The organism is Caulobacter sp. X (genome assembly GCF_002742635.1).
In the GTDB taxonomy this organism is placed as follows: domain Bacteria; phylum Pseudomonadota; class Alphaproteobacteria; order Caulobacterales; family Caulobacteraceae; genus Caulobacter.
Genome location: NZ_PEGF01000002.1, coordinates 1,171,205 through 1,195,447, shown reverse-complemented (window position 1 = coordinate 1,195,447; position 24,243 = coordinate 1,171,205). Strand labels below are relative to the sequence as shown.

Here is a 24,243-nt window from a genome sequence, read left to right as displayed (position 1 = left end):
CCCCCGCCAGCGGTCCGGCGGGGGCTCTTCATTTCGTAGGCTAGGCGACGCTTACGCGCCGGCTCGCCAACCTAAGCGATGCTTACGCGCCGCCCGGGAAGCGGAAGGGAACCTTCACCGAACCGGTCTTGGCGCCCATCGGCAGCTTTTCGGCGATGCACATGGCGGCCTTGTCGAAGCCCTTGCCGGCGGCGCTGTTGTCGACGACCTTGCAGTCCGACAGCTTGCCGTCGGCCGCGTTGCACTCCAGCATCACCTGGGCGGCGTCGCGGGTGTTGGCGAATTGCTGCAGGCAGCGGCCCATTTGGTCTTCGAAACCACCGGCGGCCGAAGCGGCCTGAGCGACGAAGAAGCTGCCGGCGAGACCCGCCGCGATCGCGATAGAGAATTTCATAAGACGCCCATCCCTTGTGTGCGGCGAACCAAACTGATGTGCGGTTTGTCGCAGAGAAGAGCTAATGAACGGCCAAGCATCGCGGTTAATTGTTCGCGAATATGGTGAATGGCGCGCGGACGTTAAGCTTAAGCCGCGCGCCGCCGGACCGGGCGTTTAGCGCGCCGCCTTTTCCACCAGATCCGCCAGGGCCTCGGCCGCGTCCGGCTTGGCGGCCGAGCGCGCGCCCGCCGCCATCCGGCCCAGGCGCTCGGGATCCTTGAGCAGGGCGTTGAGCGCGCCGGCCATGGCGTCGACCGTCAGCTCGTCCTCCAGGCACACCGCCGCGCCGCCCGCCTCCTCCAGGAGCTTGGCGTTGAAGCGCTGGTGGTCGTCGGCGGCGATCTTCAGCGGCACCAGGATCGAGGGCCGGCCGGCCACGGCCAGCTCGGTGCAGGTCGAGGCGCCCGAGCGGCCGATCACCAGATGCGACTGGCGCAGATAGCCGGCCATGTCGCGGAAGAACGGCGCGACTTCGCAATCGACCATGGCGTTGCGGTAGGTCTTGCGGGCCTGCTCCATGCTCTCGGGCCGGGCCTGCTGGAAGACCTTCAGGCGCGAACGCAGGTCCTCGGGCAGCTTGGCCACGGCCTCGGGGATCAGCTCGGACAGCAGGCGCGCGCCCTGGCTGCCGCCCGTGACCAGGATGCGCAGCTGCACCTCGGGCGGCATATACGGAACGTCGTAGAGCGCGCGAACCGGCGGACGGACCGGGTTGCCGACGACGTGGGCGCGGGCCTTCACGGCGGGCTTGGCCATCTCCAGGGTCGGGAAGGCGCAGGCGACCTCGTCGACCCGCGGGGCCAGGAAGCGGTTAACCCGACCCAGCACCGCGTTCTGTTCATGAATAACGGTGGGCCGTCCCTGGCTCAGCGCGCCCAGCAGGGCCGGCAAGGCGGGATAGCCGCCGAAGCCCACGACCACGGCCGGATCGAGACGCTTGAACGCCGCCCGCGCCTCGAGCACGCCTTGCAGCACGACAAAGCCGGCCTTGACCATGCCCAGAGGATCATTGGCCTTGGCGGTGGCGGCCGAAAGGGCCAGGCGCTCCTGGGCCGGGAACTTGTCGGCATAGAGCGCGCCGCGCTCGTCGGTGGCCAGCACGATGCGCCAGCCGCGGGCGGCGAGCGCCTCGGCCAGGGCTTGAGCGGGAAACAGGTGCCCGCCGGTACCTCCGGCGGCGACGACAGCAAGCTTGTTCATGTCAGGCGTAGGCGCCCTGAGGGGCGAGCTCGCCCGTCACGCCGTAAGCGCCGGGACGCTTTCGCACCAAGGCCAGGGCCATGCCCAGCGTCAAACCCATCGCGAGCATCGAAGAGCCCCCGTAACTGATGAACGGGAGCGTCATGCCCTTGGTCGGGATCATGTTCAAGTTCACCGCGATATTGATGATGGCCTGCTGACCCAAAAGCACGAAAAGACCGGCCGCCGCGACCTGTTCGAAGGGATCGTTCAGCTTCATGGCCTTGTAGAGGCCGCGCACCACGACGAAGGCGAACAGGGCGATCAGGGCCCAGGAGAACACCAGGCCATATTCCTCGGCCGCCACCGAATAGATGAAGTCGGTGTGCAAGTCGGGCACGTGGCGCTTCATCACCCCCTCGCCCGGCCCCCGGCCGAACAGGCCGCCGGCGCGGATGGCCTCGGCGGCGCGGGTGATCTGGTGGGTGTCGGCCTGGTCGGGGCTGAGGAACTTCTGCACGCGGGCGTGCACGTGGTCGAACAGGAAATAGGTCGAGCAGAGGCCCGCGATCGCGACGCCGCCCAGGCCCATGATCCACGAGATCGGCACGCCGGCCATCCAGAAGGCCGCGCCGAACGCCACGGTGATCAGCACGGTCTGGCCGACGTCCGGCTGCACCAGCAGCAGGGCCACGGCGATGAAATAGAGCAGGAAGGCGATCGAGACGCCCGGCACCCCCTCGCCCTTCTGGCCCTCGGCGAACATCCACGAGACCAGCACGATCAGCGCCGGCTTCATGAACTCCGAAGGCTGCAGGGTGAAGCCGCCGAACTGCAGCCAGCGGGTCGCGCCCTTGGCGTTGTGACCGATGAACGGCAGGGCGATCATGATCGCGATCGCGCCGATATAGATGAAGAAGGCCGCCCGCCGGATGCCCTTGGGCGACAGCATCGAGACGACCAGCATCAGCACCGACGAGGCGCTGGCGAAGAAGCACATGCGGATCGCGAAGTGGAACTGGTCGTCGATGCCGATGCGCTGAGCCGCCGCCGGACTGGAGGCGAACGACAGCAGCATGCCCAGGGTCGCCAGGATGGCGGTCGCGCCCAGCAGCCAGCGGTCCGTCGTCCACCACCACAGGCCGAGCGCGGTGCGGTCGGTGCGGGCGAAGGCGTGTGTCGCGTTGGAGGCCATGGGCGGAGAGTCGGATCGCAGGGTTAATCAAACCTTGCTTGACCAGAGTCATGCGGTGGAAAAGCGGCGGATAGGCGGGAGACTCCGCCCATCGCGGCTTCAGCGCAACTCGAAATAGGCCGTATCGCCGCCTTCGGTGTGAGCGATCACCGCCACCCGCAGCACGACGCCGTCATCCAGGGTCAGTCGGCATTCGCCGGCCCGAAACGCGCGCCTCAAGATCTCCGCCTCGGCGACGATGCTGCCCTTGCCGCCCTTCTTGGCGCTCTGGCCGTCGGCGAACAGGACCGAGAAGGCCACCGCTTGCTCCTCGCCCGCCAATCCCAGCGCGCCCTGCCCCGTGCGCGGCGTCTTGGGGATCTTGTTGAACGCCATCAATAAAAACCTCGAAATCGGAGGCGACTTCCTACACCCTTCGGAGAGCATTTCACAAAATATAAATCAGAAAAACGCCGCCACCTTTGAGCGAACTATTCGATCTCGGCGCCTAATTGATTAGCTCGCGCGGCGATTATCTGTTAGATTTCTCGAACGTGCGGCGCGCTTTTTCATGCTCGCGCCCCGAAATGCCGAACGAATTCCGTTCGCTCTCACGAAAGACCTCATGTTTTCATCGCAAGATATCGACCACTCGCAACGACAGAAGACGGCCGCTGACGCCAAGGCCGCTTTGCTGGCCAAGTTCAAGCCGCGCCCCGCCAATACAGACCCGCGCTTCGAGGAACGCGCCGCCCTGCGCGCGGCCGAACTGGCCCAGGTGCGGCAGGCGCGGAACGAAGCCCGCGACGCCCGCCGCCAGTCGGTCGCCGACGCCGCCCAGGCCGTGATCAACGCCGAAGCCGCCCTCGCGGCGGAAGCCCTGTCGGCCAAGCGCGGCGAGCGCAAGGAACGCAAGGCGCTGTCCGCCGCCGAAGCCAAGGCCAAGCGCGACGCGCGCTACGCCGCTCGCAAGGCGCGGTGATCCATGGCTCGCAAACCGAACTACGATTTCGAGCGCAAGGAGCGCGAGCGTCAGAAAGCCGCCAAGGCGGCCGAAAAAGCCGCCGCCAAGCGACCGCCGGCCAATGACGAAGACGCCTCCAACAGCGACGCCTAGACGGTGGAGCCTTGCTCTGGCGAACATCCGGGCAAGGCTTCGCTTGAATTCCCACACGGGAAGGTAATCATGCTCTCATAGCGGGAGCGATTTGTGGCCGACGGCGGATCTGACGAGACAATCCTCGAGGGCGCGGGCGCTTACTTCCTAAGCGTCATTGAGGCCAGCCAGGACTGCATCCGCGTGATCAGCGCCGAGGGTCATGTGGAATACATGAACGCCCGCGGCAAACAGCTGCTCGAGATCGAGGATTTCGAGGGGCGCAACCGCAACCGCTATTGGCCGGACATGTGGCCCCCCGAGAGCCGCCAGACCGTCGAGGACGCCCTGCGTTCGGCCCTGGCCGGCCGAGCGGTCTCGTTCCAGGCCTTCAACCCGACCGTGAAGGGCGCGCCGCGCTGGTGGGACACCACGGTCTCGCCCATCGTCGTCGAGGGCAAGGTCGTCCGGGTCCTGGCAACCTCGCGCGACGTGACCGGCGCGCGCCTGGCCGAGAGCCACCGCCAACTGCTGGTCAACGAGCTGAACCACCGGGTGAAGAACACCCTGGCCACGATCCAGTCGATCACCAAGCAGTCCCTGCGCAACGCCGGCGTCGACACCGCCGTGCGCGACGCGCTGGAAGGCCGGCTGATGGCGATCGCCGCCACCCACAACGTGCTGACCGATCAGAACTGGTCCGCCGCCAGCCTGCGCCAGATCGTCGACGGCTCGGTGATCCCCTATCGCTCGAACCCCGGCCAATTGACCGTCACGGGCCCCGACCTGAAGGTCTCGCCCAAGACGGCCGTGGTCATGGCCCTGGCCTTCCACGAACTGGCGATCAACGCGCTGAAGTACGGGGCTCTATCGACCCCGACGGGCCACGTGAACGTCGCCTGGACGATCGAGCCGGAAGATCGCCTGCACATCGAATGGCGCGAGAGCGGCGGCCCGCCCGTCCGCCCGCCCGAGCGACGGGGCTTTGGCGCGCGCATCATCGAGGCGGCCCTCCCCGGCGAACTGGCCGGAACCGTGTCGGTGAACTACCGCGCCGAAGGCCTGCGCTGCGCCATCGACGCCCCGCTGTCGGCGCTGGACAAGGCGGATGCGTTCATGCCGCTGGGGTGAGATCACCCCGTATCCCCCGTCAGCTCCCGCCGCGCCTTCTCGAGCTCTTCGGCGTAGCGCCGCGTCACGTGGGCTTCGGTGATCAGGCCGATGACCTCGCCGCCTTCATCGACCACGGCCAGTTCGTCCGCGCCGGTCTCGTCGAAGGCGGTCATGATCGCCTTGATCGACAGCTCCGGCGTCAGGGCCACATCGGCGTTGGCGGCCAGCGAGGCGAGCGGCGCTTCGCTCTCGGGCGGCTGGGCGTAGACGGCGGCGGTGGCGACGATCCCGGCATAGCGGCCGGTCTCGCCGGTCAGCACCGCCCGCTTGGTCGAGCCCAGCGGGAAGCGGCGGCGGAACTCGGCCAGGGTGGTGGCGGCGGGGATGGTCTTCACGTCGCGACGCATCATCCGGCCGGCGGTCAGGTTTCTCATCCACGACACATCGTGGGCGCTGCGGATGGTCTCGCCGCGCAGGTGCAGGCGCCAGGTCGAGAACGAATAGCCGAAGGTCTCGCGGACCACGGCGCTGGCGATCAGCGAGGCGGCCAGGGTCGCGGCCGTGATGGTGAAGTCGCCGGTCGCCTCCAGCACCAGGAACGACATGGTGAAGGGCCCGCCGACAATGGCCACGCCCAGGGCGCCCATGCCGACCAGCGAGGCGGCGATCGGGTCAAGTCGCCCCGCTCCGATGACCAGGTCCACCGCGTCCGAGAACGACTGGCCCATCAGCGCGCCCAGGAACAGGGCCGCGAAGAACAGGCCGCCCCGGAAGCCAAAGCTCAGCGAGATGATCGAGGCCACCGACTTCATCAGGATCAGGATCAGGATCATCTTCAGCGGCAGGTCGCCGTTGAGATCCAGGTGCAGCGCGCCGTGGCCGCCGGACAGGGTCTGGGGCGTGACCATCGCCATGGCCGCGAGCGCCAGGCCGCCGATCGCGGGGCGGGCCCAGCGGGGCGGCGCGGCCTTGGCGACCCAGCGGTCGGCGACCGCCACGGCCCGCATCAAGGCGACGCCGAACAGGGCCGCCACCAGGCCCAGCAGGCCGTAGAGCAGGTAGTCGGTCCAGGACGAGATGGCGACGACCGACGTCTTGATCAGATAGGGCGTCGAGCCCAGGGTCTTGGCCACCAGCACGCCCGCCAGGGCGGCGGCGGCCACGGGGGCGATGTTGGCGACAGTGTAGGCGCCGATGACGATCTCGAACGCGTAGAAGGCGCCTGTCAGCGGCGCGCCGAACGCCGCCGCGATCGCCGCTCCGGCGCCGGCGCCGACCAGGATGCGCAGGTCGCCCCGGCGCAGGCTCAGCTTCTGCCCCACCCACGAAGCCACCGCCCCGCCCGCCTGGGCGTAGGCCGCTTCCAGGCCCACCGAGGCGCCGCAGCCGTTGGAGATCAGCGTCTGGCCGCAGATGAAGGCGCTGTCGCGGACCGACAGCCGCCCGCCGTGCAGGGCGTTGGCCTCCACGGGGTCGACGGCGGGGCTGGGGCGGAAACGCAGCACCAGGGCGGTGAACAGGCCCAGCAGCAGGCCGCCCAACGGAATGGCCAAGAGGCGCCAGGGTTCGATCATGGCCTGGGCGGACAGGCGCTCGTTCGGGTCGAAGGCGAACAGCCAGACCTGGACGCCGTGCGCGATCTTCTCCAGCAGCACCGCCAGAGCGCCGGCGGTCGATCCCACGACCGTCGCCACGGCGATCAGCCAGAGTTCGGAGGAGCGCGTGCGGCGGCGCAGCCAGGCCAGCCACGGCAAGGCCTGGCGGCGAGCGTCGCGAAAGGCCGCGCGCTCGGTCAGGGCGGTGCGCAGCACCTGTCGCCAATGACGGGACTCGGCGGCGGGATCGGGCTTGGTCGTCTCCGCCGGCTCGGTCATGGGCGTCTAGGCCACGGCGGCCTTGCCGCCGGCCACCAGGCCGTTGACGGCGGCCCGGAACGCCTCGCCCCGCTGCTCGAAGTCGCTGAACTGGTCGAAGGAGGCGCAGGCCGGCGAGAGCAGGACGATGGCCTCCTCGTCGCTGGCCGCGGCGTCGGCATAGGCCTGCTGGACGGCGCGCTCCAAGGTCCCGCTCATGGCGACCTCGGCCTTGCCGGCCAGGGTCCACGAGAACGGCTCGGCCGCCTCGCCGATCAGATAGGCCTTGGCGACGCGCGGGAAGAGGTCCTTCAGGTCGTCGATGCCGCCCGCCTTCGCGACGCCGCCGGCGATCCAGTAGAACTTCGGATAGCTGGACATCGCCTGGCGGGCGGCGTCGGCGTTGGTGGCCTTGCTGTCGTTGACGAAGCGGACCTTGCCGATCTTGCCGACCGTCTCCATCCGGTGCGCCAGGCCCGGGAAGGTCATCAGGCCGTCGACGGCCTCCTGCATCGGGATGCCGATCGCCCGCGCGGCGGCGTAGGCGGCGGCGGCGTTCTGCCAGTTGTGGCGGCCCGGCAGGCTGCGGGCGCGCAGGAGATCGGCGACCTCGACCACGCGCTCTCCGGTCGCGTCATAGAGCACGCCCTGCAGCGCGTAGACGCCCCGGCCCATGGCCTTGCCCGAGCTGATCGGCCAGATGGTGCGGCGGTTGGCGGCGGTGATCTCGGTGCAGATCTGCTGGCACCAGGGATCGTCCACGCCGATGATCGCGGTGTCGCCCTTGCCCTGGTTCAGGAAGATCCGGCGCTTGGCGGCGATGTAGCCGTCCATGCCGCCATGGCGGTCCAGATGGTCGGGCGAGATGTTCAGCAGCACCACGGCGTCCGGGTGCAGGCTGGAGGTCAGGTCCAGCTGGTAGGACGACAGCTCCAGCACATAGACCGCGCCGCCGTGCATGTCTTCGAGACCCAGGACGCCCTGGCCGATATTGCCGCCGATCCGCGTGTCGCGGCCGGCCGAGGCGCACAGGTGGCCGATCAGGGCGGTGGTCGTCGACTTGCCGTTGGTGCCGGTGATGGCGATGATCTTCGGGCGCTTGTGGACCGGCGCGGCGGCGACCGTGCGGGCGAAAAGCTCGATGTCGCCCAGGATCTCGACGCCGGCGGCCTTGGCTTTCTGCACGGTCCAATGCGGCTTGGGGTGGGTCAGCGGCACGCCCGGCGACAGCATCAGCGCGTCGAACTGGCGCCAGTCGGCGGCTTCCAGATCGACGACCGGGAAGCCCTCGGCGGCCGCCGCCTCGCGGCTGGCGACCTTCTCATCCCAGAGGGCGACCTTCGCCCCGCCCGCGATCAAGGCGCGCGCCGCCGTAAGCCCGGTGCGGCCCAGGCCGAACACCGCGACGGTCTTGCCTTCGAAACCACGGACCGGGATCATCGCGCTCGCCTCCCCTACCGCAGCTTCAGGGTGGCGAGGCCGACGAAGGCCAGGATCATCGACACGATCCAGAAGCGGATCACGACGGTGGACTCCGGCCAGCCCAGCTTCTCGAAGTGGTGGTGGATCGGCGCCATCAGGAAGACCCGCTTGCCGGTCTTCTTGAAGTAGGCGACCTGGATCATGACGGAGAGCGCCTCGGCCACGAACAGACCGCCGACGATGCCCAGGACCAGCTCGTGCTTGGCGCAGACGGCGATCGCGCCCAGGGCGCCGCCCAGGGCCAGCGAGCCCGTGTCGCCCATGAAGATCTTGGCCGGCGGCGCGTTGTACCAGAGGAAGCCCATGCCGCCGCCGATGATGGCGCCGCACAGCACCGCCAGCTCGCCGACGCCCGGCGCGAAGTGCAGGTTCAGATAGTCGGCGAACTTGTAGTTGCCCACGAGGTAGGCGATCAGGCCGAAGGTCGAGGCGGCGAACATCACCGGCACGATGGCCAAGCCGTCCAGGCCGTCGGTCAGGTTCACCGCATTGGAGAAGCCGGCGATCGTGATCGCGGCGAACACCACGTAGAACCAGCCCAGATTGATCACCAGCGCCTTGAAGATCGGGAAGATCAGGCTGGTCTCCATGCCCGGCGTCATCGGCGACTTGGGCGCGAACAGGATCAGGATCACGGTGGCCGCGATCGCGACGATGAACTGGGCGATCAGCTTCTGGACACTGGAGAGACCGGCGGTGGTCTGCTTGGTGACCTTGGCGTAGTCATCCATGAAGCCGAGCACGCCATAGCTGCCGGTGACCAGCAGCACGACCCAGACATGGACGTTGCGCAGGTCGGCCCACAGCAGGGCGCCGACGAACAAGCCGGCCAGGATCATGAAGCCGCCCATGGTGGGCGTGCCGGCCTTCTCGGTGACGTGGCGGGCGATGCCGTCGGTGCGGATCGGCTGGCCCTTGCCCTGCTTGGTCTTCATCCAGCGGATGAAGCGCGAGCCCATGGCCACCGCGACGATATAGGCCGTCAGCATGGCCATGCCGGACCGGAAGGTCAGGTACTTCAACAGGTTGAGCATCGGCACATGCTCTTGCGAGCGCGCCAGCCATTCATACAGGAAGTACAACATCAGACCCGTTCTCCGAGATCGAGCGCCGCCAGGGCGCTGGCGAGCGCGCCAGCCCTGGAGCCGTTCGACCCCTTCACCATCACCACATCGCCAGGCCGGATCGCCCCCGCCAGCTCAGCCGTTAACTTTTCGGTAACCACCGCGTAACCGCCTCGCCGAGTCGGCGGAAGCTGCTCCCACAGCGATTTCATGTGGACGCCCGCGAGAAAAACCATGTCAACGTTTGCAGCCGCGATCGGCGCCGCAAGCTCCGCGTGAAAGCGCGCCGAGTCCTCGCCCAATTCGAGCATGTCGGTCAGCGCGACGATCCGGCGTCCGGCGACCTTGCGCGCGCCCAGCGTCTTCAGCGCCGCCTGCATCGAGACCGGATTGGCGTTGTAGCTCTCGTCGACCAGGGTGAAGGCGCCGCCGTCGATCCGGACGGTCTTCTCCGCCCCTCGCCCCTCGATCGGGGCGAACGCCGCCAGCGCCGCCAGCGCCGTCTCGCGCGGCACGTCCAGCGCTTCCAGCATCAGCAGCACGCAAAGGCTGTTGGGGCCCCAGTGCACGCCGGTCTGGCGGATCGGGAAGTTCAGCGCCTCGCCGCGCAAATCGACGGAGACGGTCGCCCCCTCGCCTTCCACGGCGAAACCCGTCAGGCGCGCCGTGGCGCCGGCGGCCTCGCCGAAGCTCCAGACGGTCGCGCCAACCTTTTCGGCCTCGCCCTTCAGGAAGTCGAACCAACGATTGTCGGCGTTCAGCACCGCGATCCCGCCTGGTAGCAGCCCCGCGAGGATCTCGGCCTTGGCGCGCGCGACGCCCGCCTCGCCGTCCGGGAAGTTCTCGATGTGCACCGGGCCGACCGTGGTGATCGCCACGGCGTGCGGCCGGACGAAGCCCGACAGCGGCGTGATCTCGTCGGCGTGATTCATGCCCACTTCGAACACCGCCCGCTGCGTGTCGCGCGGCATCCGCGCCAGGGTCAGCGGCACGCCGATGTGATTGTTGTAGCTCTTGACCGAGGCGTGGGCCTTGCCCGCCAGGCGCAGGCCTGCCTCGACCGCGCGGGTGACGCTGGTCTTGCCGACCGAGCCCGTCACCGCGCCGCGCTTGCACTGGGGGGCGCGCTCGCGGGCGGCGACGCCCAGGGCCTCCAGCGCCTTGAAGGTGTCGGCGACCATCACCGCGGGAGCGTCGACCGGCTTGGCGGCCAGCACGCCAGCCGCGCCGTTCGCCACGGCCTGCGGGACGAAGTCGTGACCGTCGCGCGCGCCGACCAGCGGCACAAAGAGGTCGCCCCGCTCCACCGAACGGGTGTCGATCGAGACTCCGGTCGCGGCGAAGTCGCCGGCGACCTGCCCGCCGGTGGCGGCGGCGATCTCGTCAGCGGTCCAGAGAACGTCAGGCATCGACACCCTCCAGCGCGGCGAGGGTCTCGGCGACGTCGTCGAACGGATGCACGACGCCGGCGACGATCTGCCCCTGCTCATGGCCCTTGCCGGCGACGACCAGCACGTCGCCCTCGGCCATCATTTCGACGGCGGCGCGGATGGCGGCGCGGCGGTCGCCGATCTCGCGCGCGCCCGGAGCGGCTTCGAGGATGGCGGCGCGGATCGAGGCGGGGTCTTCCGAGCGCGGGTTGTCGTCGGTGACGATGGCGATGTCGGCCAGCTTCGCGCCGATCGCGCCCATCAGCGGGCGCTTGCCCCGGTCGCGGTCGCCGCCCGCGCCGAACACGGCGATCAGCTTGCCGCGCGTGTGCGGGCGCAGGGCTTCCAGCACGGTTTGCAGGCCGTCGGGCGTGTGGGCGTAATCAACATAGGCCTCGCCGCCCTTGGGGCCACGACCCACGCGCTGCAGGCGACCGGCGGCGCCTTCCAGGCTCTCCAGCGCCTTCAGCACCTTGGCGACGTCCTCGCCGGCGGCCACGCACAGGCCGGCGGCGACGAGCACGTTCGAGGCCTGGAAGGCGCCCGCCAGCGGCAGACGGATCTCGTAGGTCTTGCCCTGGGCCTCGACGACCAGATCCTGGCCGGCCGGGGTCGGGGTGCGCGAGATCAGGCGCAGGCCCTGGCCGTCCTCGCCGACCGAGAACACGCTCTGGCCAGAGGTGACGGCGGTCGAGGCGAAGGTCGGGAAGGCCTCGCTGTCGGCGTTCAGCACCGCCGTCGCGCCGGCGGGCGTCAGGGTGTCGAACAGGCGCAGCTTGGCGGCGCGATAGGCTTCCATCGAGCCGTGATAGTCGAGGTGGTCCTGGGTGAAGTTGGTGAAGCCGGCGGCCTTGAGCTTCACGCCGTCCACGCGGCGCTGGTCGACGCCGTGCGAGCTCGCCTCCAGCGCAAGATGGGTGACGCCCATGTCGGCCAGGCGCGCGATCATCTCGGCGACATCGCCGGCGTCCGGCGTGGTCAGGCCGGGGGGCGTGAGTTGCTGGTCGGGCTGGCCGGCCTCGCTGACCACCACGCCCAACGTGCCCATGCTGGCGGCCTTGTGGCCCAGCTGAGCGAAGATCTGGCGGCAGAAGCCGGCGACCGAGGTCTTGCCGTTGGTGCCGGTGACGGCGACGCACATGGCCGGCTGCTTGCCCCAGAAGGCGGCCGAGGCCAGGGCGTAGGCGCGGCGGGCGTCCTCCGAGCGGACCACCGGCACGCCAATGCCTTCAAGGCCGCCCTCGGGGGCCAGGATGGCGGCGGCGCCCTTGGCGACCGCGCCCTGCGCGAAGTCGCGACCGTCGACCTTGGTCCCCGGCAGGGCGGCGAACAGCCAGCCGGCGGTGACCTTGCGGCTGTCGGCGGTGACGCCGGCGATCACCGGGTCGTTGGCGAAGGAGCGGTTGAACAGTTCGGACAGACGCTTGGTCATAGGCCCGCCTCCGGAGCGGCGTTCTTGTTAGGAGCGGCGAGGGTCACCAGGTCCTGCTTTCTCTGCACGCCAAGGAACGGCGCGATGCGCTCGATGACCTTGCCGGCCGCCGGCGCGCCGACCCAGCCGCCAGTCGAGAAGCCGTAAGAGGCGGCCGTGCCATGCGGCTCGTCCATCAGGATCAGGACAAAGTAGCGATCGGCCTCCAGCGGACCGTCGGTCGGGAACACCGCCGCGAACGACGAGACCTGGCGCTGGTGGTTGTAGCCGCGGATCGAGGGGTCGTACTTCTCGCCGGTGCCGGTCTTGCCGCCGACCGACAGGCCGGGCACGTCGGCCTTGCCGCCGCTGCCGCCCTCGCCCGGGATGACGTTGGCGCGCATGATCTTCAGCATCTCGGCCGAGGTGGCTTCCGAGAGCACGCGCGTCCCTTCCGGACGCACGCCGTCGGGCATCTTCTTGATGGTGAGCGGCAGCATCTTGCCGCCGTTCAGCAGTGCGCCCATCGCCTGGGCCAGGGCCAGAGGACTGACGTTCATGCCGTGGCCGAACGAGGTGGAGGCCACCGCGTCCATGTCCCACTTGCGCGGCGTCAGCGGGCGCGCGGACTCCATCAGCTCGACCTTGGCCGGCTTGGTCAGGCCCAGGGCCGTGAAGTAGCGCGACAGGCGCTCGCCGCCGATCTTCTCGGCCAGCATGGCGGTGCCAATGTTCGACGAGTGCTTGAACACCTCGACCAGGGTCAGGATGGCCTTGGCCGCGTGGTAGTCGTGGATCGTGCGGTAGCCCAGCTTGTAGGGCTCGCGGGCGTCGAAGGTCGAGGCGGGGGTCGCCACCCCGGTGTCCAGGCCGATCGCGACCGTGAACGCCTTGAAGGTCGAGCCCATTTCGTAGACCGAGGCCGCGGCGCGGTTGAGGCGCTGATCGTCGGTCGCCTCGCCGGCCTTGTTGGCGTCGTAGTCCGGCAGGCTGGCCAAGCCCAGGATCTCGCCGGTGTGGACATTGGTCACAAGGCCAACGGCGCCCTTCGGCGTGAACTCGGCGGCGGCCTTGCGCAGCTCGTCCTCGAGCGCGGCCTGCACGCGGACGTCGATCGACAGCTGGACCGGGCCGCCGCCGTCGCCGCCCACGGCCTTGCGGATCGGATCGTCCAGCGCGCGCTCGGCGCCGGCCAAGCCCTTGCCGCCGCTGTCGACGAAGCCGACCAGATGCGCGGCCGTCGGGCCCAGCGGATACATCCGCCGCTCCTGCTCCTCGAACGAGACGCCTGGCAGGCCCAGATTGAAGATGGCGTCCTTCTCGTCCGGCGTCAGGCCGCCGACGACGAAGGTGCGGTGATCGCCGAACACGATCTTGTCCAGGCGCTTGGCCGGCACCTGCGGCAGCGCGCGGCCCAGGGCGCGGCGAGTCTCCTTGGTGTCCCAGATCTCGCGCGGATCGACGTAAAGGGCGTAGTGGGCCAGGTCGACGGCCAGCAGCTTGCCGTTGCGGTCAACCAGATCGCCGCGCGCGCCGTCCGCGCCTTGGGCGTAGCCGTTGCCGCGCCCGGCGTTCGAGAACAGCGCCGCCCAGCCCGCGCCCAGGCCCACGCCGACGAAGCACAGCCCGAAGAACACCATCACCAGGAAGATGCGAATGCGGGTGTCGTCCTGCGGCTTGGCCGCGGCGCGCGAGCGCTCGAACGCGTGCTCCAGCCGCCAGACGCGCTCGACCAGCCAGCGCCAGGCCGGAGAATGGAAGCCGCCGGGACCGAGGTTCGACAGGCTCATCGCGGACCTCCGGCGGGAGGCGGCGGAGGCGGCGGGACCTCGTCCGGCAGAGCCTCGGGCGCGTCGGCGGCCAGGGCGTCGGTGGCTTCAGGAACCGCCGTGACGGGCGCGCGCGGCAGCTCGCGGCGGCGGGCGACGTCGATCAGGGCGTCCTCGGTGATCTCGTGATCCGGGGCGATAGGCTGCAGCTGCATCATCTGCGCCAGTTGCTCGATGCGGCGGGGCTGCTCCAGATGGGCCACCTCGGCCTCCAGCAAGCGCTTGCGCACCGCCTCGTCGTCGATCTCCTGCTGGATGCGGGCGATCTCCTGGCGCTCGCGGCCGGCGAAGGTCTTGGCCAGATAGACGCTGGTGACCAGGGTCAGCAGGATGCCGAGGCCGACGACCTCGACGACCCGAAAGCCGCGCACCCGCTTATTGAAGAGCTCCATGAAGCTCATGCGGCGGCCTCCCAGACGGGGGCTTCCGTGCGCACGGCCGCGCGCAGCTTGGACGAGCGCGCGCGCGGGTTTACCGCCAACTCCGCCTCGCCCGGCGCGATCGCCTTGTTCGAGATCAGCTGGAAGCTGGGCGCCGCGCCGGCCTGCACCGGCGGCGCGTGGCGCGAGCCGCCGGGCGTCTTCCCCGCCCGCTCGGCCAGGAACGCCTTGACGATGCGGTCCTCCAGCGAATGGAAGGTCACGACGACCAGGCGGCCGCCCGGCTTGAGCACTTTTTCGGCGGCGACGAGACCCGCCTCCAGCTCGCCCAGCTCGTCATTGACCGCGATCCGCAGCCCCTGGAACGAGCGCGTGGCCGGATGGACCTTGGCGCCCTTGCGGCCGCCGACGGCGCGCTCGATCACCTCGGCCAGGTCCAGCGTGCGCTCGAACGGCTTTTCCTCACGGCGACGGATGATGAAGCTGGCGATGCGGCGGGAGGCGTGCTCCTCGCCATAAACGTAGAGGATCTTGGCCAGCTCGGCGTGATCCAGCGTGTTGACCAAATCGGCGGCGGTCGGGCCCGCATCGCCCATCCGCATGTCCAGCGGCCCGTCGCGCATGAACGAAAAGCCGCGCTCGGCCTGGTCCAGCTGCATCGACGAGACGCCGAGGTCCAGCATCACCCCGTCGACCGACTCCGGACCCAGCTCGTCCAACATCTCGGAGAACCGGGCCTGGACCAGGCGGAAGCGGTCGGCGGGCAGGCCTTCGGCGAATTGGCGGACGGTCGGGTCGCGATCGAAGCCGATGACGCTGGCGCCCGTGGCCAGCACCGCGCGGGTGTAGCCGCCCGCGCCGAAGGTGCCGTCCACGACGACGTCGCCGGGACCGGCGCCCAGCGCCTCGACCACTTCGTCAAGCAGGACCGAGATGTGTGGCGCGGCGCTCACGACACGACGCCCAGTCGAGCGGCGCGCTGCTGGGCGCGCAGGGCGGCCAGACCTTCGCGCGCCAGGTCGCGCTGCGCCGCGCGATGGGCCTGGAAAGCCTCGCGGGACCAAATCTGGAAACGCTCACCCATACCGACGACAGCAACCCAGTCCGTGAGGCCGCACATTTCGCACAAATGGTCGGGTAAGGTAATGCGACCAGCCGTATCAAATGACAGCTTGGCCATGCCGCCCAGCACGCTGAGCTCCAGCGCCGAGCGCGTCGGATCGCCGAACGGCAGCTCCTCGATCACGCCCACATAGCGATCGAACAAGGCCTTGCCGCCCGCCTCCAGGCAGTCGGCCTCGATGGAGGGGAAGCAGAAGATGCCGTCGAACATGCCGGAGACGGCCGCGCGGAATTCCTGCGGCACAACAATGCGCCGCTTGCTGTCGAGCTGTTTCTCGAAGGTCGAGAGAAACACGAAGCCGAACCCCGCCAGATCCACGTCGGTCGGCGACCCGCCACATCGCCCCGACGCAATTGGGTTAACATGGGATGAATTGGGATACAATGACACCGAATGCCATTTCATCGAGATTTCAAAGGTGTCGCACCGGCGTTCCACTGAACCCGGAAGTTAATCAACAGAACATACACAGAACTGTTCAGTGAACGGCGTGCGCGGTATCAGTTGAGCCCATTGGGAGGCAAGGAAGAGCGATGCTCCCCCGCGATGCGGGGGAGCTGTCGCGGAGCGACTGAAGGGGCGAGCTGGGCGAACGCCGCGTTAGCCCCCTCCGACCCTCCGGGCCACCTCCCCCGCGTCGCGGGGAAGGAACTAAAAGGGGACCAGATGATCTGTAAGCCGGGTTCTGTTCCGCCCCCGAAAGGACGGCGACGATCATTCCTCTAGGCCGGCCATTGCTGGACGGCTCTCGCGACCTACCCGGACCCTCTCAGCCAGTGACGGCCTATCCGACGCGAGGTCGGCGCGGGGTCCCTATTCGGTCTTGCTCCAGGCGGGGCTTGCCATGCCGTCCCTGTCACCAGGTCCGCGGTGGGCTCTTACCCCACCCTTTCACCCTTACCGTCCTCGAAAGGAAGGCGGTTTGCTTTCTGTGGCGCTATCCCTGGGATCGCTCCCGGTGGGCGTTACCCACCGCCTTGTCACCGTGGAGCCCGGACTTTCCTCGGCGTCCGAAGACGACGCGACCGCCCGACCATCTGGTCCGGGACGGTGTTTGACGGGGGAACCGCCTCAGGTCAACCGCATCAGCTTGGCGATCGGATGCTTGCCCAGCCCCTTGGCCGCGCCCAGGCGGTCGGCGTCGGCCTTGTTCTGCGAGAGCTTGAAGGTCCCTTCCAGCCGCTCGACGAACAAGCGCCCGCCCATGATGCCGCGCAGCATCGCTTCGAACTTGCCGGCCTTCATCTTGTCGCGGGTCCAGGGCGTCTTCGGGAGAAGCCGCGCCTCTTCCTGGGCGGACAGGTCGTCGAGCAGAGCGATCAGCTCCGCCTCGTTCAGCGGCGCGACCGAGCCCTCGGCCTCGACGGACTGGTAATTCCAGGTCGGGACCTGGTCGGCGCTCTCGTACCAGTCGGGGCTGATGTAGGCGTCCAGGCCGCTCGCCAGCACCACCGCGCGAAAGCCCTGCGTCAGGTGCGGCGTCAGCACGTTGCCGCGCGACAGGTGGAAGTCGAGGGCGATCTCGCCGTCCAGCTCGCGGATCACGACCGGCGACTGGGCGACCATCGGCCGCCCGCCGACGCTGGCGGCGATCGTCACGAACGGATGCGCCCGCAGGAAGTCGAGCAGGACCGCGCGGTCCTCGACGTGGAAGGCCGGAGCGGGATGCATCAGTCGGCCGCCGCGCGCAGCAGGCCGACTAGGCGGGCCCGGGTCTCGCCGTCGGCGACGCCATCGAAGCGGCTTTGCAGCCAGTGGCGCTGGAAGGCCGCGACGACGGTCGTGGTCCATTCGTCGTACTGGCCGGTCGGGGCGCAGTCGAAGCCCAGGCGCGTCAGGCCGGCTTGCAGCGCGAAGACGCCGGTCCCCTCCTCGCCCTGGCCCAGCGGGGCGCCGGGCGAAGGCGCGGGCTCGATCCACAAGCCGTGGCCGCTCTCGGACAGGCGCTTCCAGGGGAAGAGCTCGCCGGGATCGACCTTGCGGGCCGGTGCGACGTCGGAGTGACCTAGGATGCGGCTGTCGGGGATCATCCAGCGCGAGCGCACGTCGGCCAGCAGGTTGATCACGGACGCGATCTGGGCGTCGGGGAACGGGCGATAGCCGAACTCGTGTCCGGGATTGACGATCTCGATGCCGATCGAGGCCGAGTTGATGTCCTTGACGCCCTTCCAGAAGGCCGCGCCGGCGTGCCAGGCCCGACGCTCTTCAGGGACCAGGCGGAAGATCCGGCCGTCTTCCTCGACGCAATAGTGCGCCGAGACCTTGGCGTCGGGATCGCGCAGCCGCTCGATCGCGCCCTCGCCGGTTTCCATGCCCGTATAGTGCAGGACGACCATGTCGGGCACGGCCTTGCGGGCGTCGAAGTTGGGCGACGGGGCCTCGATAAGGGACAGGCTCATTGGACGCGGTTCCGGATCGACATCAGCAGCGGCATGACCTGATTCCGCCGAAGCGCGATGATCAGAACGCCGAGCAGCGCCAGGGCCGCGCCGATCCCCATCCGCAGATCGAAGTGGTCGTGAGTGACCACCACGCCCATGCCGATCGTGAAGAGCGGCGTCATCAGGGTCAGCGGCGCGATCAGATTGGCCTCATAGCGCTGGATCAGGCCGTAATAGGCCGTATGGGCCAGGACCGAAACCACCAGGGCCGAAAACACCACCGCCGCGAGGAAGGGCCAGCCGGCGTGGAGGCCCGCCGCGATCTGTCCCGGCTCCATCACCGCGCTCATCAGCCCCAGCGGCCACAGCGAGGAAAAGCCCACCCAGGCCTGGAACTGCAGCGGTTTGACGCCCTCGATCTGCTTCATCATCACCGCGCCCAGCGAGCCGGTGAAGGCCGCCGCGACGATCAGCCAGAGGCCGGGCGACAGCTCAAAGCCATGCGGGCTCCACATCACCACGACGGCGCCCAGCAGGGTGAGCGCTATGCCGACGCCGCGCCGCCAGCGGATGCGCTCGCCCAGCATCAGCACCGACAGCACGGTGGTGAACGGCACGCCCAACTGGATCACCACCGCCGCCGCCGAGGGCGAGGCGGTGGTCAGGCCCATGAACAGCAGCGCGAAATTGCCGCCGCCCATCAAGAGGCCCACCAGCACCATGCGCCAGGTCGGCCTCGGCGCGGGCAACAGCCAAGGCAGCGTGATGGCCGCCACCAGCGCGAAACGGACAGCCGCGTAGTACAGCGGCGGCACGCCCCAGTGCGCCACGACCAGCTTCGAGACGATGTTGCTGCCCGCCCAGGCCAGGCAGATCAGGACCAGAAGGCCGAAGTCGCGCAAAGACATGAGTTACCGCTTAAGCCTCCGCCCCTTCCGTACGCAATCAAAACCCGCACGAGCCCCCAAGCTGAGGCGTCATGGCGGTTGACGTTCGGTCAAAACGGTCGTTTTGTTCCTGAACACTGTTCACCTATCGCCACGCCGGATCAACCGTCGGGCGTCGAACCGGGGCGGAAATCTGATGGAACACGTTGACGTGCTGATTGTCGGCGCCGGCCTCTCAGGCATCGGCGCGGCCTATCACCTTCGCAAGCACTGCCCCGGCAAGACCTACGCGATCCTGGAAGGACGCGAGGCGATCGGCGGCACCTGGGACCTGTTCCGCTATCCTGGCATCCGCTCCGACAGCGACATGTACACCCTGGGCTACAGCTTCAAGCCGTGGAAGGCGGCCAAGGCGATCGCCGACGGGCCCTCGATTCTGTCCTATGTGCGCGAGACCGCGCGCGAGAACGACATCGACCGCCACATCCGCTTCCAGCACAAGGTCAAGCGCGCCAGCTGGTCCAGCGAGACCGCCACCTGGACCGTCGAGGCCGAGCACGACGGCCAGATCGTCCAGTACAGCTGCGGCTTCCTCTACATGTGCTCTGGCTACTACCGTTATTCGGCGGGCTATACGCCGGAGTTCGCCGGGACCGAGCGCTTCAAGGGCCGCATCGTCCATCCGCAGCACTGGCCCGAGGATCTCGACTACGCCGGCAAGCAGGTGGTGGTGATCGGCAGCGGCGCGACCGCCGTGACGCTGGTGCCCGAGATGGCCAAGACGGCCGCCCACGTCGTCATGCTGCAGCGCTCGCCGACCTATGTGGTCTCGCGCCCGGCCGAGGACGGCCTGGCCAACTGGCTGCGGACCAAGCTGCCGGCCATGACCGCCTATGGCATCACCCGGTGGAAGAACGTCATCCTGCAGCTGCTGTTCTTCAACCTGGCCCGCAAGAAGCCGGAAAAGACCAAGGAGCGCCTGCTGGACCTGGTCCGCGAGCAGCTGGGCCCGGACTACGACGTCGCCACCCACTTCACGCCCAAGTACAATCCCTGGGACCAGCGCCTGTGCCTGGTGCCGGACGCTGACCTGTTCGACTCGATCAAGTCTGGCCAGAGCTCGGTCGTCACCGACCAGATCGAGAGCTTCACCGAGGACGGCATCCTGCTGAAGTCGGGCAAGACCCTGAAGGCCGACGTGGTCGTCACCGCCACCGGCCTGCAATTGCAGCTGCTGGGCGGCATGGAGGTCGTGGTCGACGGCAAGGTCGCGGACCTGTCGAAGGCCTTCAGCTACAAGGGCATGATGTTCAGCGACGTGCCGAACCTGGCCTCGGCGTTCGGCTACACCAACGCCAGCTGGACGCTGAAGGCGGACCTGACCAGCGAATACATCTGCCGCCTGCTCAAGCAGATGGACCGCACGCGCACGGACTACTGCGTCCCGCGCGTCGATGACCGGAACATGCCGATCGCGCCTTGGCTGGACTTCTCGTCGGGCTACGTCACCCGCTCCATCGGCATGTTCCCCAAACAGGGCCCCAAGGCCCCGTGGAAGGCGCATCAGAACTACGCGCTGGACCTGATGACCCTGCGCTTTGGCAAGGTGGACGACGGGGTGATGGAGTTCGGCCGCAAGACGGGCGCCGGCGCCGCGCCCCTGAAGGCCGCAGCCTAGTTTCCCTATCGGATCTGACAGGTTGCGGGGATGATCGCCCACGCCGACGTTCTTCCCTAAAGGAGATCGCGCATGGCCGAACCGTCCTCGTACCTGGGCTGGAAGATCGACTACGCCAACCCGCCGGGCGCGCCCGCCTATCTGGAGCCGAACTCGGTCCACTGGCGGGTCTACAAGAACCCGATCGCCCTGGCGGTCGGCGGCGTGGCCGCCGTTCTGCTGGAGTTCGCCGACGCCCGGATCCGCTCGGGGGTCTGGGATCACTCGACCTACAAGGCCGACCCGATCGGGCGCTCCAAGCGGACCGGCGTCGCGGCGATGGTCGGGGTCTACGGCCCGCAGGCGGCGGCGCGACGGGTCATCCAGGGCGTGACCAACATGCATGCGCGGGTGTCCGGCGACACCCCCAAGGGCGAGGCCTATCGCGCGCTGGACCCCGAATTGCTGGACTGGGTCAGCGCCACCGCCGCCTACGGCTTCCTCAACGCCTATGACCGCTTCGTCACGCCGCTGAGCGAGGCCGAGAAGACGCAATTCTATCTTGAGGCCCATCCGATCGCCCGGCTGTATGGCGTGCGCTATTCGCCCAGCTCCCAAGCCGATTTCATGGCGATGATGGAGCGGCTCGCGCCGCGCTTCGAGCCACACCCGATCGTCGAGGAGTTCCTGGGCATCATCCAGTCCGGCAAGGCCGCGCCCAACGCGCCGAAGATCCTGCACCGGGCCCTGGCGCGCGCCTCGGTCTCGCTGCTGCCGCCAATCGTCCGGCGGAAGCTGGCGCTGGGCCCGGAGTACGACCTTGGCCTGGCCGACGGCCTGGCGCTGAAGGCGGCCGGCAAGCTGGCCGACAGGATCGCGATCCGAAGTGCGCCGCCTTGCCAGGCCAGCGTCCGGCTGGGGTTGCCGTACGACTTCCTCTACCGCGGCGAGGCGGAGCGGAAGCGCCTGCTGGCGGCCGCGCAGCAGGCATTCGTTCCCGCGGCGGAATGAGGAGGACGCTCAGAGCGCTGGCGCCAAGAGCGGACTTCTCGGGCGTCTGAGATGGGTGGCGAGCGGCCGCGCTTCAGATCCTCCCCCTGTGGGGGAGGTGGTCGCGGCAGCGACCGGAGGGGGGCGTGGAGCTGAGATTCAGCTGCGCTCCCCTCTCCGTCGTCCCTTCGGGCCGACACCTCTCCCACAGGGAGAGGATTTGTCCGCAAAGGGTCGTGAGCGGAAGGCGGTCCCCTAACGGCAAGCGGACACAGATGTGGGTGACGTAGCTAGCGTTCCGCTATCGGAACGTGAGGGGGAAGCCCCGCCGTTTAGACGAGGCCTCAGTGGTCAGATCCGATACGGCGGCGGATCCAGGGCGGCGAACTCCTCACCGCTCACCATCCGGATACAGTTCGCCGGCTGGAGAGCCAGGTGGCGGTTTTTCGCGTCGACGACGCTAGGGGTAACTTCAGCGATCCAGCGCATCTGACTCCAGGTGTCCAGACAAAGGACGAAGGCTCCGGCTTGCCCACCGCGTCCCTCAAGTATGAAATCGAACATCGTCGTTCTTCCTCAAGCGCCCAGCTAAGTCGTGGGCGCAAGAAGTATCAACCCGGTAGACTGCGCCTCAGGCTGGCGCAGAAAGCCAGCAATTGCTCGGCTTTTAGCTCCGGCGTCGGCTCGCGCCACGAGTCAGTCAGTGATTCTCGTCCCTCTTCAGCAGGTCTCGACGCAGGGGTGATGGGGCTCTGGAAAGCTGACCCAAACGACTACCGCACCGGGTCGGAAGCGGACAGCCCCGCGCTCCTATCCGCCCTTGCGCCTGACGAACCGCAGCGCCGTGTGAGTCTGCGAGAACCCGCAGACCTTGGTGTCCGAGAACCCCATGCCGCGCGCGGCGGAGAGGACATCGGTGTCCTTCAACGGCGCGCCCTTGCCCTTGCGCGAGACGACCCAGATCGCGCCCTTCTCGGCCAGGGCGCCCTTCCAGTCCTCCATGCGATCGAGGTCGGCCAGATCCTCGGCGGCCAGGAACAGGATGTCGATCCCCTCCTCGGCCTCGACCGGCTCGACGCGGGCGCTGAGCTCCTCAAGGAAGGCCTCGTCCTCGACACCGTCGATCACCACCGTCATGCCGGGCTTCACCCCCAGCTTGTCGAGGCGCGAGGGCGGATTGAGGATCGCGTGGACCCACTTCTCGGCCTGGCCCGGGTCCAGGGTGAAGCGCGTGCCGTCGCTGAGCACCAGGTCGTCGCCCTCGGTGCGGACGTTCTTCAGGGCGTGGCCCTGATAGATGCCGCGATAGGCGCCGCGGAAGATCAGCTTCGGCGGCTCCCACAGCAGCTTGCCTTCGCTCTCGCCGTCGGACAGCTGGCCCCAGACGCCGCTGGCTTCCTTGCCCATCCTCAGGCGCCCTTGAAGACAGGCGCGCGCTTTTCGAGGATCGCCTCGACGCCTTCCATGTGGTCCTCGGTGTGGTGGGCGATGGCCTGGGCCGCGGCGCTCATCTCCATGAGGGTGTCGTAGCTGGCGGTCTGGCCGTGCTTGAGCAGGCTCTTGGCCATGCGCAGGGCGTGCGGCGGCTGCTGGGCGATCCGCTCGGCCAGCGCCAGGGCCTCGCCCATCAGGTCGGCGTGCGGCACGGCCTTGCTGACCAGGCCCCACTCGGCGGCCTTGGCCGCGTCGATCACGTCGCCGGTGAACAAGAGCTCGGCCGCGCGGCTCATGCCGATCGTGCGCGGCATCAGCCAGGCGCCGCCGTCGCCGGGGATCAGACCGAGCTTCAGGAAGGTGACGCCGAACTTGGCGGTGTCGGCGGCGATGCGGATGTCGGTCATGCAGGCCACGTCGCAGCCCAGGCCGATGGCCGCGCCGTTCACGGCCGCGATCGAAGGAACCTCCAGGCCGTAGATGGCGCGGACGATGCGGTGGATGTTCTTGCGGTAGCCGTCGCGCACGGCCACGCCGTTGCCGGCGAAGGCGCCCTCGCGGGCCTTCATCGCCTTGACGTCGCCGCCAGCCGAGAAGGCCTTGCCGGCGCCGGTCAGGATCACGCAGCGGATGTCCTGGTCGTCATTGATCGCCTCGCAAGCCGCCGCAACCTGGTCGCCGTCGCCCGGCGCGCCCAGGGCGTTCATCGCGTCCGGACGGTTCAAGGTGAGGATGGCGACGTGACCGCGCTTCTCGGTCAGGATCAAGGGTTGGGACATCGAGGTGGCGCTCCTGCGGGTTCTTGTCTGTTTGGCTTTCCATAGCGCGGTTTGGCGGTCCGTGCAGCCACGGCTGGAAGTCACTCAACTCGTGCGATATCGGCGATCACGAAAACGCGACTGGCGCGCGAGCGCGGCCCGTCATTGATATGTCTTGGGACTCGATAGAAAGCAGCGGCAATGACCGTGCACGCACAGGCCCGACATGTATTGATCATCGAGGATGAAATCCTCGTGGCCTTCGAGGTTGAGGCTCTTCTTGCGGAGCAAGGCTTCACCAGCTTCGACATCGCGGACTGTCCAGCCGACGCCTTGGCGATGGCTGTCGCCCACCCTCCGGACTTGATCACCGCGGACTATCGTATTGTCGGCGGCACCGGCGTCGAGGCGGTCGAAGCGATCCAGAACCAGCTGGGCCACATTCCGGTCGTCTATGTCACCGGCAACGCCGACCAACTGAAGGGCCGCGTCAGGCCGATCGTCGACAAGCCGATCTCGCCGCGCCACCTGGCCGAGGCCTGCGCGCGAGCCTTCGCCAACTGATT

At 68.5% G+C, this 24,243-nt stretch carries 25 protein-coding genes and 1 other RNA gene; 6 read left to right on the top strand and 20 right to left on the bottom strand.

The features are described from left to right. Positions 1–82: 82 nt before the first annotated feature. The 4 genes from CSW60_RS17990 to CSW60_RS17975 all read right to left on the bottom strand — a co-directional run bounded on the left by CSW60_RS17990 (position 83) and on the right by CSW60_RS17975 (position 3,185). Entirely contained in the window at positions 83–394 is a 312-nt protein-coding gene (locus CSW60_RS17990; RefSeq protein ID WP_099538549.1) for a hypothetical protein, read from the bottom strand. Between the two features lie 156 nt (positions 395–550). Further along, entirely contained in the window at positions 551–1,636 is a 1,086-nt protein-coding gene (gene murG, locus CSW60_RS17985) for an undecaprenyldiphospho-muramoylpentapeptide beta-N-acetylglucosaminyltransferase (RefSeq protein ID WP_099538548.1), read from the bottom strand. A 1-nt stretch (position 1,637) separates the two neighbouring features. Continuing rightward, positions 1,638–2,810, bottom strand: coding sequence for a putative lipid II flippase FtsW (gene ftsW, locus CSW60_RS17980; RefSeq protein WP_099538547.1), 1,173 nt, complete (start codon positions 2,808–2,810; stop codon positions 1,638–1,640). 99 nt (positions 2,811–2,909) lie between these two features. After that, a complete protein-coding gene (locus CSW60_RS17975; protein ID WP_099538546.1) occupies positions 2,910–3,185 on the bottom strand; it encodes a hypothetical protein in 276 nt (91 codons plus the stop codon). A gap of 229 nt (positions 3,186–3,414) precedes the next feature. Between CSW60_RS17975 and CSW60_RS17970 the strand changes: the two genes are divergently transcribed. The 3 genes from CSW60_RS17970 (at position 3,415) to CSW60_RS17965 (ending at position 5,016) form a co-directional block, all read left to right on the top strand. Then, positions 3,415–3,771 (top strand): DUF6481 family protein, encoded by a 357-nt coding sequence (locus CSW60_RS17970; RefSeq protein ID WP_099538545.1) that lies wholly within the window; start codon positions 3,415–3,417, stop codon positions 3,769–3,771. 3 nt (positions 3,772–3,774) lie between these two features. Continuing rightward, complete coding sequence (locus tag CSW60_RS24265; RefSeq protein WP_255409005.1) at positions 3,775–3,906, top strand: hypothetical protein; 132 nt, start codon at positions 3,775–3,777, stop codon at positions 3,904–3,906. Positions 3,907–3,999: 93 nt separating this feature from the next. Further along, the gene (locus CSW60_RS17965; protein WP_099538544.1) at positions 4,000–5,016 is read left to right on the top strand and encodes a sensor histidine kinase; all 1,017 of its coding nucleotides are present in this window, start codon (positions 4,000–4,002) and stop codon (positions 5,014–5,016) included. Between the two features lie 2 nt (positions 5,017–5,018). Here the strand turns inward: CSW60_RS17965 and CSW60_RS17960 are convergent, their stop codons facing one another. The 13 genes from CSW60_RS17960 to CSW60_RS17895 all read right to left on the bottom strand — a co-directional run bounded on the left by CSW60_RS17960 (position 5,019) and on the right by CSW60_RS17895 (position 18,859). Further along, positions 5,019–6,872 carry a chloride channel protein gene (locus tag CSW60_RS17960; protein WP_099538543.1) on the bottom strand — a complete coding sequence of 618 codons (1,854 nt, stop codon included), beginning with the start codon at positions 6,870–6,872 and terminating at the stop codon, positions 5,019–5,021. Positions 6,873–6,878: 6 nt separating this feature from the next. After that, the gene (murD, locus tag CSW60_RS17955; protein WP_099538542.1) at positions 6,879–8,291 is read right to left on the bottom strand and encodes a UDP-N-acetylmuramoyl-L-alanine--D-glutamate ligase; all 1,413 of its coding nucleotides are present in this window, start codon (positions 8,289–8,291) and stop codon (positions 6,879–6,881) included. A gap of 14 nt (positions 8,292–8,305) precedes the next feature. Continuing rightward, a complete protein-coding gene (gene mraY, locus CSW60_RS17950) occupies positions 8,306–9,418 on the bottom strand; it encodes a phospho-N-acetylmuramoyl-pentapeptide-transferase (protein ID WP_099538541.1) in 1,113 nt (370 codons plus the stop codon). Continuing rightward, on the bottom strand, positions 9,418–10,806 hold the full coding sequence (gene murF, locus CSW60_RS17945; protein WP_099538540.1) for a UDP-N-acetylmuramoyl-tripeptide--D-alanyl-D-alanine ligase: 1,389 nt from the start codon (positions 10,804–10,806) through the stop codon (positions 9,418–9,420). Before murF ends, mraY begins: the two co-directional genes overlap by 1 nt. Next, positions 10,799–12,259 (bottom strand): UDP-N-acetylmuramoyl-L-alanyl-D-glutamate--2,6-diaminopimelate ligase, encoded by a 1,461-nt coding sequence (locus CSW60_RS17940; protein WP_099538539.1) that lies wholly within the window; start codon positions 12,257–12,259, stop codon positions 10,799–10,801. Before CSW60_RS17940 ends, murF begins: the two co-directional genes overlap by 8 nt. Then, complete coding sequence (locus tag CSW60_RS17935) at positions 12,256–14,028, bottom strand: penicillin-binding protein 2 (RefSeq protein WP_099538538.1); 1,773 nt, start codon at positions 14,026–14,028, stop codon at positions 12,256–12,258. The genes CSW60_RS17940 and CSW60_RS17935 overlap by 4 nt, the downstream gene beginning before the upstream one ends. Beyond that, positions 14,025–14,468: a cell division protein gene (locus tag CSW60_RS17930; RefSeq protein ID WP_099538537.1), complete on the bottom strand. Its 444-nt coding sequence runs from the start codon at positions 14,466–14,468 to the stop codon at positions 14,025–14,027. The genes CSW60_RS17935 and CSW60_RS17930 overlap by 4 nt, the downstream gene beginning before the upstream one ends. Further along, on the bottom strand, positions 14,465–15,400 hold the full coding sequence (rsmH, locus tag CSW60_RS17925; protein ID WP_099538536.1) for a 16S rRNA (cytosine(1402)-N(4))-methyltransferase RsmH: 936 nt from the start codon (positions 15,398–15,400) through the stop codon (positions 14,465–14,467). The genes CSW60_RS17930 and rsmH overlap by 4 nt, the downstream gene beginning before the upstream one ends. Continuing rightward, complete coding sequence (locus CSW60_RS17920; RefSeq protein WP_099539178.1) at positions 15,397–15,864, bottom strand: division/cell wall cluster transcriptional repressor MraZ; 468 nt, start codon at positions 15,862–15,864, stop codon at positions 15,397–15,399. The genes rsmH and CSW60_RS17920 overlap by 4 nt, the downstream gene beginning before the upstream one ends. 364 nt (positions 15,865–16,228) lie before the next feature. Further along, positions 16,229–16,611: RNase P RNA component class A (gene rnpB / locus CSW60_RS17910), an RNA gene on the bottom strand. Between the two features lie 30 nt (positions 16,612–16,641). After that, positions 16,642–17,241: an FMN-binding negative transcriptional regulator gene (locus CSW60_RS17905; protein WP_099538535.1), complete on the bottom strand. Its 600-nt coding sequence runs from the start codon at positions 17,239–17,241 to the stop codon at positions 16,642–16,644. Next, on the bottom strand, positions 17,241–17,969 hold the full coding sequence (locus CSW60_RS17900; protein ID WP_099538534.1) for an N-acetylmuramoyl-L-alanine amidase: 729 nt from the start codon (positions 17,967–17,969) through the stop codon (positions 17,241–17,243). The genes CSW60_RS17905 and CSW60_RS17900 overlap by 1 nt, the downstream gene beginning before the upstream one ends. Then, a complete protein-coding gene (locus CSW60_RS17895; RefSeq protein WP_099538533.1) occupies positions 17,966–18,859 on the bottom strand; it encodes a DMT family transporter in 894 nt (297 codons plus the stop codon). Before CSW60_RS17895 ends, CSW60_RS17900 begins: the two co-directional genes overlap by 4 nt. Before the next feature lie 175 nt (positions 18,860–19,034). Between CSW60_RS17895 and CSW60_RS17890 the strand changes: the two genes are divergently transcribed. Both CSW60_RS17890 and CSW60_RS17885 read left to right on the top strand, forming a co-directional pair. Then, positions 19,035–20,516, top strand: coding sequence for an NAD(P)/FAD-dependent oxidoreductase (locus CSW60_RS17890; protein ID WP_099538532.1), 1,482 nt, complete (start codon positions 19,035–19,037; stop codon positions 20,514–20,516). 72 nt (positions 20,517–20,588) lie between these two features. Next, positions 20,589–21,506 (top strand): oxygenase MpaB family protein, encoded by a 918-nt coding sequence (locus tag CSW60_RS17885; protein ID WP_099538531.1) that lies wholly within the window; start codon positions 20,589–20,591, stop codon positions 21,504–21,506. A gap of 330 nt (positions 21,507–21,836) precedes the next feature. On the opposite strand, the gene CSW60_RS17880 is transcribed toward CSW60_RS17885, so the two are convergent. The 3 genes from CSW60_RS17880 to CSW60_RS17870 form a co-directional block, all read right to left on the bottom strand. Continuing rightward, positions 21,837–22,049 carry a hypothetical protein gene (locus CSW60_RS17880; RefSeq protein WP_099538530.1) on the bottom strand — a complete coding sequence of 71 codons (213 nt, stop codon included), beginning with the start codon at positions 22,047–22,049 and terminating at the stop codon, positions 21,837–21,839. Positions 22,050–22,295: 246 nt separating this feature from the next. Further along, entirely contained in the window at positions 22,296–22,892 is a 597-nt protein-coding gene (locus CSW60_RS17875; RefSeq protein WP_099538529.1) for a DUF3052 family protein, read from the bottom strand. A 2-nt stretch (positions 22,893–22,894) separates the two neighbouring features. Then, positions 22,895–23,698 carry a crotonase/enoyl-CoA hydratase family protein gene (locus CSW60_RS17870; RefSeq protein WP_066683558.1) on the bottom strand — a complete coding sequence of 268 codons (804 nt, stop codon included), beginning with the start codon at positions 23,696–23,698 and terminating at the stop codon, positions 22,895–22,897. Positions 23,699–23,878: 180 nt separating this feature from the next. Here CSW60_RS17870 and CSW60_RS17865 point away from each other — a divergent pair, with 180 nt between their 5' ends. After that, positions 23,879–24,241: a response regulator gene (locus tag CSW60_RS17865; RefSeq protein WP_099538528.1), complete on the top strand. Its 363-nt coding sequence runs from the start codon at positions 23,879–23,881 to the stop codon at positions 24,239–24,241. Positions 24,242–24,243 lie beyond the last annotated feature (2 nt).